The sequence below is a fragment of the Microcystis sp. LE19-10.1B genome (genome assembly GCF_027530565.1).
GTDB lineage: Bacteria > Cyanobacteriota > Cyanobacteriia > Cyanobacteriales > Microcystaceae > Microcystis > Microcystis aeruginosa.
Genome location: NZ_JAPZQM010000324.1, coordinates 1 through 5,652 on the forward strand (window position 1 = coordinate 1; position 5,652 = coordinate 5,652).

Annotated in this window: 3 protein-coding genes and 1 pseudogene; all 4 read right to left on the reverse strand. The window is 50.9% G+C overall.

Going from position 1 to position 5,652, the window contains the following annotated elements; translation table 11 throughout:
- Positions 1-201 precede the first annotated feature (201 nt).
- Positions 202-1,080, reverse strand: a pseudogene (locus tag O9332_RS11535) (glycosyltransferase); the annotation flags it as partial.
- A gap of 278 nt (positions 1,081-1,358) precedes the next feature.
- Positions 1,359-2,129 carry a glycosyltransferase family 2 protein gene (locus O9332_RS11540; protein WP_002761535.1) on the reverse strand — a complete coding sequence of 257 codons (771 nt, stop codon included), beginning with the start codon at positions 2,127-2,129 and terminating at the stop codon, positions 1,359-1,361.
- Complete coding sequence (locus O9332_RS11545) at positions 2,126-4,381, reverse strand: hypothetical protein (RefSeq protein ID WP_288025605.1); 2,256 nt, start codon at positions 4,379-4,381, stop codon at positions 2,126-2,128. The genes O9332_RS11540 and O9332_RS11545 overlap by 4 nt, the downstream gene beginning before the upstream one ends.
- Positions 4,382-4,424: 43 nt before the next feature.
- Positions 4,425-5,456: a class I SAM-dependent methyltransferase gene (locus tag O9332_RS11550; RefSeq protein ID WP_043999301.1), complete on the reverse strand. Its 1,032-nt coding sequence runs from the start codon at positions 5,454-5,456 to the stop codon at positions 4,425-4,427.
- Positions 5,457-5,652 lie beyond the last annotated feature (196 nt).

A 5,652-nucleotide genomic window follows, 5' to 3' on the forward strand; every position in this document is an offset into this window, starting at 1 on the left:
ATTTGCTTGAATACAGTGGAATGTACGATTAGGGAGGGAAGTTATCGTTTTTCTAAGATAACTCGACCGACCCAACTGCAACAAAAAGCGTTAGATTTATTGGGAGTTTCCCTGATTTGTACCCAGTAACGGGGCGGCGGAAATTCTTTTAATCCCTCCTACAGCACAGGTTATGGCTTTTTGTCAACGGGGAAGTCCAGTTATTGGAGTTTTACGAGTAGAAACAGCTTGAATTATCTTTAATTTTTCTAGTTCATCGCTCTCTAGAGGTATACCTAAATTTTCGACATTAACTGGCTCAGAATTAACTGCTATATCGACAATTTCTGGGTGAGGAATTTGATAGGTCTTACATACCTGATAATGTTCCCGTAAAGCTTGACCATTACTGCCGTGTTCTAATCCTTGCAGATTTAAATAATACAAGCCCAAAATCTCGGGAATTAAGGACATTTTTGCTCCTTGACTAGCAATTCTTAACCAAAATTCATAATCGCCCGCACAGCGAAAATCCTCTTGAAAATAACCGTATCGATCGTGAAGTGATTTGCGCCACATCGGTTGAGAACCTACACAACATCTCTGCCGCAGCTCTTGATAGGAATAATCAGGCCAATTCCAGCGTTTTAAAGCTGAGGTAGTGGCAAAAGTATCATTCTTAATGGTTGTAATTAATTGATCGCCATAAACTAAACTAATCTCGCGATGTTGGTCGAGATAACTAGCCATAATTTCTAGGGCATTGAAACAGCGACGATCATCGGTGTTAGCATTGGTTAGATAACGTCCCCGCGCTTGTTTAATGCCGCGATTCCAAGCTTGATAAAGGGTTTCTCTTGCCTCCGTCCGCTGATAAATAATTCTCGGATATTTTTGTTGAAACTCTAGGACTATTTCCCGTTCATTTTCGGGGGAAGCACTATCGATAACAATAATTTCTAATTCTCCCTTTTGATAAAGGGTTTGTGTAACTAAATCCTCTAGACATCCTCGGATAAATTCGGCTGATTTATAAGTAGAAACAATAGCAGAGACTGTTATTTTTTCCATAGATGGGCTAGATTTTAAACTATAATTCATCGGATTATCTTGAAGGGGTTCCACACCTTGAAAAACCTTGTTAATCAGGGGTATAAGATTTTAAGATTCTATATTCGATCGAGGGAATTGTCAAGCGATTATCATTAGCTTGTCTAGAATAAGTAGAGACAATTGCAGAGACTGTTATTTTCTCCATTGATAGGCTAGATTTTAAGCTGTGATTCATCGGGTTATCTTGAAGGGGTTCCACACCTTGAAAAACCTAGTTAATCAGGGTTGTAAGATTTTAAGACTGGCCAAACGAGAAGCAATCAGTTTCAAGTGATCGCTTCTAGATCGATTGTTAACCACGGGTGTCGTTCGAGGATTTCCTCGGTAACAGAGCGCGCTCTTGACTTCGTGTGGGCCTGTAGGAGCGATTTCGGGTGAACCCGATAGCGGGCGAGGATTTCTGGCACTAAAACCCCTTGAAAATCCTGTTCGACGAATTTACACCAGAGATCGAAATCCTCCCAGCCGTAGAGCCACATATAGGAATAGCCATTCACCGCCTCTAGCGCGGTTCTCCGAATCAGGGCCATATTATCGATATAATTGCCACGGGCAAGAATTTCCGCGCTCCAGTTCTGATTTCCCAAAATTCCCGTTTCCGCCCCGAATTTCTCGATCAGGGGATAAACCATCTCGGCCCCGGTATCTTCTATCACTTCTAAACACCGTTCGAGACATCGGGGGTAGAGGGTATTATCGGCATCGAGAGAGAAAATAAACGGGGTATCCGATGAGGCGATCGCCGTGTTCCGGGGGGCGGAGGGGCCGCCGCTATTGCGATCGTGTCGGACGAGTAGAATCCGCTCGAAGCGCTCGGCGTTTTTCTTCAGCCAGTCGCAGGTGATCTCGGCGGAAGCGTCACTGGAAGCGTCATCGATGATCGCCAGATCGAAGGCTTCTAGGGTCTGTTCGAGGAGCGAATCCAGCGTTTCCCGAATATAGTCCGCATAGTTATAGAGACTAACGCAGACGGTAACGCTCACTGGACGAGATCGTTTTTTTTCAAAAAGTAACGAGTGGGGATGGGTGAAGATCATTTCCGTTCCTTCTCCTGTGCCGTGTCAGTAACGCGCGCCGTTAGGGAGAGAAGCTGCGATGCGATCGCCTCTAGCGGGAAAAGTTCGATGATCGCCCGATGGCCGGCGTTCCGAATCCGTTCGGACTCTTCGCGCCCCGCGGGTGTATTCAGGAGTTCGTCGATTTTCGCTTCCATTTTTTCGGCGGGAATCTCGATATAGTGTTCGTTAGGAATCAAACCGGGGAGAGGGTAACAGGGTTCGGTGATCACGAGGGTTTTCTGCCAGAGACCGTGAAAAACGATCCGGTGCCACTCGAAATAGCTTAGATCGCTTTGGTGAATATTGAGCAGGATTTTACTCCGTTGACTTAAACCGATAACTGCCTCGGTGGTGAGGGCGTTGCCTTTTCCCGCGATCAGGGGACCGTCTAGGGGAGGAATATGGAAAAAAGCGCGGTAGCGATGAAGCCATCGGGCGTTTGTCGCAAAAAAGTCCTGTCGGCGTTGGCTAAGATAACCGATAAATAGCAGCTCGATCGGGCGATCACCCCACGGGGAATCGACGCTCTCGACAGAATGCCAACGCTCCCGCGGGACGCTTCGTAACGCAAGGAGATCGGGTTTTTCCTTCTGCCACGCGAAAGGGGCGTACCCCGGCAGATACCCCAACGGCAGGAAATACGAGGAGAGTCCGAGAGCGCGGGTGAAAACCGCCGTTTGCCAGTTAATATCGAGGACTAGCGCAGCCTGGCGCAAGAAATCGTAACTTTTGGAAAACCACGCAGTTTGGGGCTGTTCCACGTTGACCAAAATCGATCGGGTGATTCGAGATCGGTCGTTCCCGAGTGCGACCCCGTTTCCCAGATAGAAAAATTCGTGAGGTGCGACGATAATTTCCTGCGTGATGTCCGCTGGGAGGGAATCGTTTTCCGAGAGCCGGAGGGTTTTCACCCCGATCGCCGACAGACCGGCTGCGAGGATATCGGCGATCTCCCCCATGAAATAATTACCGATCGAGCTACAGGAAACGGCGATTTTTTCCTTCGTCGGGTCGGGAAAGTCTGGATTTCCCTCCAGTAAAAACCCGATTTCCCCCGATCGGTACCCGTTCAGGAACGGGTGATCGAATCGAGCGGCCGACCACGCGAAACGCCCTTCGGCCGCACCTCCCCGGCAGTAGTCGAAGAGGGGATTAATTTTCTCGCGGGCGACTCCTGGATTACGATCGAGATAGTAACGGCTATCGAAGAGCGGGTGAGGATCGCGTCCTGCGGCGACCCCGTTGACGAGATAATCCGAGAGCGGATCGACGGTTTCCCCCATCTCTTCGGGCAGTTGTTCGCGATAGAAGGCGGTTTTAAATAACGGGTGAGGGTCGAGGCCGAGACGATAGCCCTCGTTCTTGTAGTGGAGTAGGGGATTCGTATCGATCGATATCTGTTTTTTGTAATAGGTGCGATCGAAGAGGGGATGGGGATCGTATTTTCGGAAGGAGGGTTCCTGTAGGTAGTCGATCAGGGGATTCGCGTCAGTGGGATTCTGCCGGCGATAATAAGCGATATCGAAGAGGGGATGGGGATTCCGTCCAGCGATCGCTCCCCAGATCAGGAAATGGGAGAGGGGATCGATATCGCTTCCCGCGAGGTCTGGACTATTGGCGAGGTAATACTCGGTATCGAATAGCGGGTGGGGATTATAGCCTTTTTTCGCCCCGATTGTCCGATAATGAACTGGAGGCGGGAGATCAGAGGTTTTTACCTCCGGATAGCGGGCCGTGTAATAGGCGGTATCGAATAGCGGGTGAGGATCGTAGCCTTTTTTCCAGCCGACGGTGAGATAGTGAATCACGGGATCGAGATTCGAGGTGATCGTCTCGGGATAGCGGGCGGTGTAATAATCGACAGCGAAAAGCGGACTCACCGACGCGCCCTTGAACCGACCGATCAATCGATAGTGGTCGAGGGGAGCGACTCCGTCGATCTCAGGGTGGTGCTGTCGGTAGTAGTTCTCGTCGAATAGACCGCTCTTAGCGAGAATCCTGACAATTTTCCATCCCTCCAAGGGGGTGCCGAGCGCGGCTGGGGTGAGAGCCACCGCTAGATCGAGGCTTTTTCGGAACGCTTTCCGGACGGCACGGCCGCAGCTCTCGACTAAAGAGTCTCGCAGCGGGGGATCGAGGTATTTTCGCTCGATCTCGTTTTGCAGGGATTGTAATCGGGATAGAGATTCGACGGCCGATTTCCGTCGCGCGATCTGTTCTTCCTGAGTCATGGTGTGTCTGTATCGGTTCGGGATAATGTCCGCTTGCTAGGGGTTACATCGGTTTGTTATCGATCCACAATTCTCGTAGCCTCCAGAAGAAGCTCGTCTCCATCCATCGAACGATGTTCTGGGCGCTTTCCCAGCCCTCGCTGGCCTGTTGCAGTTGTATTTTCGCTTCTTCCCACGCTTTGCGGGTTCGATGGTAGCCGTCGCGGTATTTTTTTAGGAGTTCTCTCGAGCGCTCTAGTTCCACCTGTACCCGTCGCCCGTAGACCTGATACTCGATCCAGCGATCGTGAATTTCTCGCTCGCTCGCTTCAAGGTATTTTATCCGCCCGGCTAGGCGAGCGTTTTCTTCCCGCATCGTTTGAAGAGCGAAGGTATCGATGAGGGCGTTTCCCAACCGGGCGAATCGCCCTCGAATGTCCTCGCACGCGGCCAGATCTCGATCGAGGGCGAACAATATCCGCAACGGGTCGGGTAGATCGCGGCCGAAACCGAGAACCCCCAATCCGTAGCTATGGAGGAAGGAAAAACGGGGATAGCGATCGCCGAGTTCTTTCCAGAGTTTCCAAACCCCGAAATCGGATTCGCATACCTCGATATCGTGGAAGAGAACGATCGCCCGATCGGATAGTTTCCCCCGCCACATCTCGAAATCCCCTTTTACGGCTTCGTAGGTATGGAGTCCGTCAATATGGAGCAGGTCGATCGACCCGTCGGGAAAATCCTTCACCGCGTCCTCGAAACGGGAGCGGAGTAATTGCGAAAATCCTCCGTACCGGGTATCGTGATAGCCAGAGAGTTCCGAAAACACCTCTTCGCCGTAAAAACCCGCCTGCTCGTCGCCGCGCCACGTATCGATCGCCCGGCAGGTGGCGGGAATCTCTAAGCGCTGTACCGCCTGACAGAAGGCGAGGTAGGAGTTGCCGCTATGGGTTCCCAACTCGACGATCAAGCGCGGTTTCAGCGCGTCCACAAGCCAGAACGCGAAGGGAATGTGACCGAGCCAAGGATTCGGCTCGCTCAGGCGATCGGGTAGCCAGAAAACTGGCGGACTACTGAAAATAGAGAGGTCGGTCATGATATTAAGACAAAAGCGATCACGACAGGGTATCTCGCGGGTCACAGAAATTATACAACCCACATTCCGCACCCTCAACTGTCACATAAGCTGTCCCCCTCCAGAGACTTGAGTAAAAATACCTAGCTGGTGAAGGTTTTCTCGGTGGCCGCTAGGGGGGTCTTGAGACCCCTAATTAGGGTCTGCTGAAAAAGTT

Coding starts and splice junctions, on each gene's coding strand:
- O9332_RS11550 (WP_043999301.1), bottom strand. CDS start 5,456: ATGACCGACCTCTCTATTTTCAGTAGTCCGCCAGTTTTCTGGCTACCC.
- O9332_RS11545 (WP_288025605.1), bottom strand. CDS start 4,381: ATGACTCAGGAAGAACAGATCGCGCGACGGAAATCGGCCGTCGAATCT.
- O9332_RS11540 (WP_002761535.1), bottom strand. CDS start 2,129: ATGATCTTCACCCATCCCCACTCGTTACTTTTTGAAAAAAAACGATCT.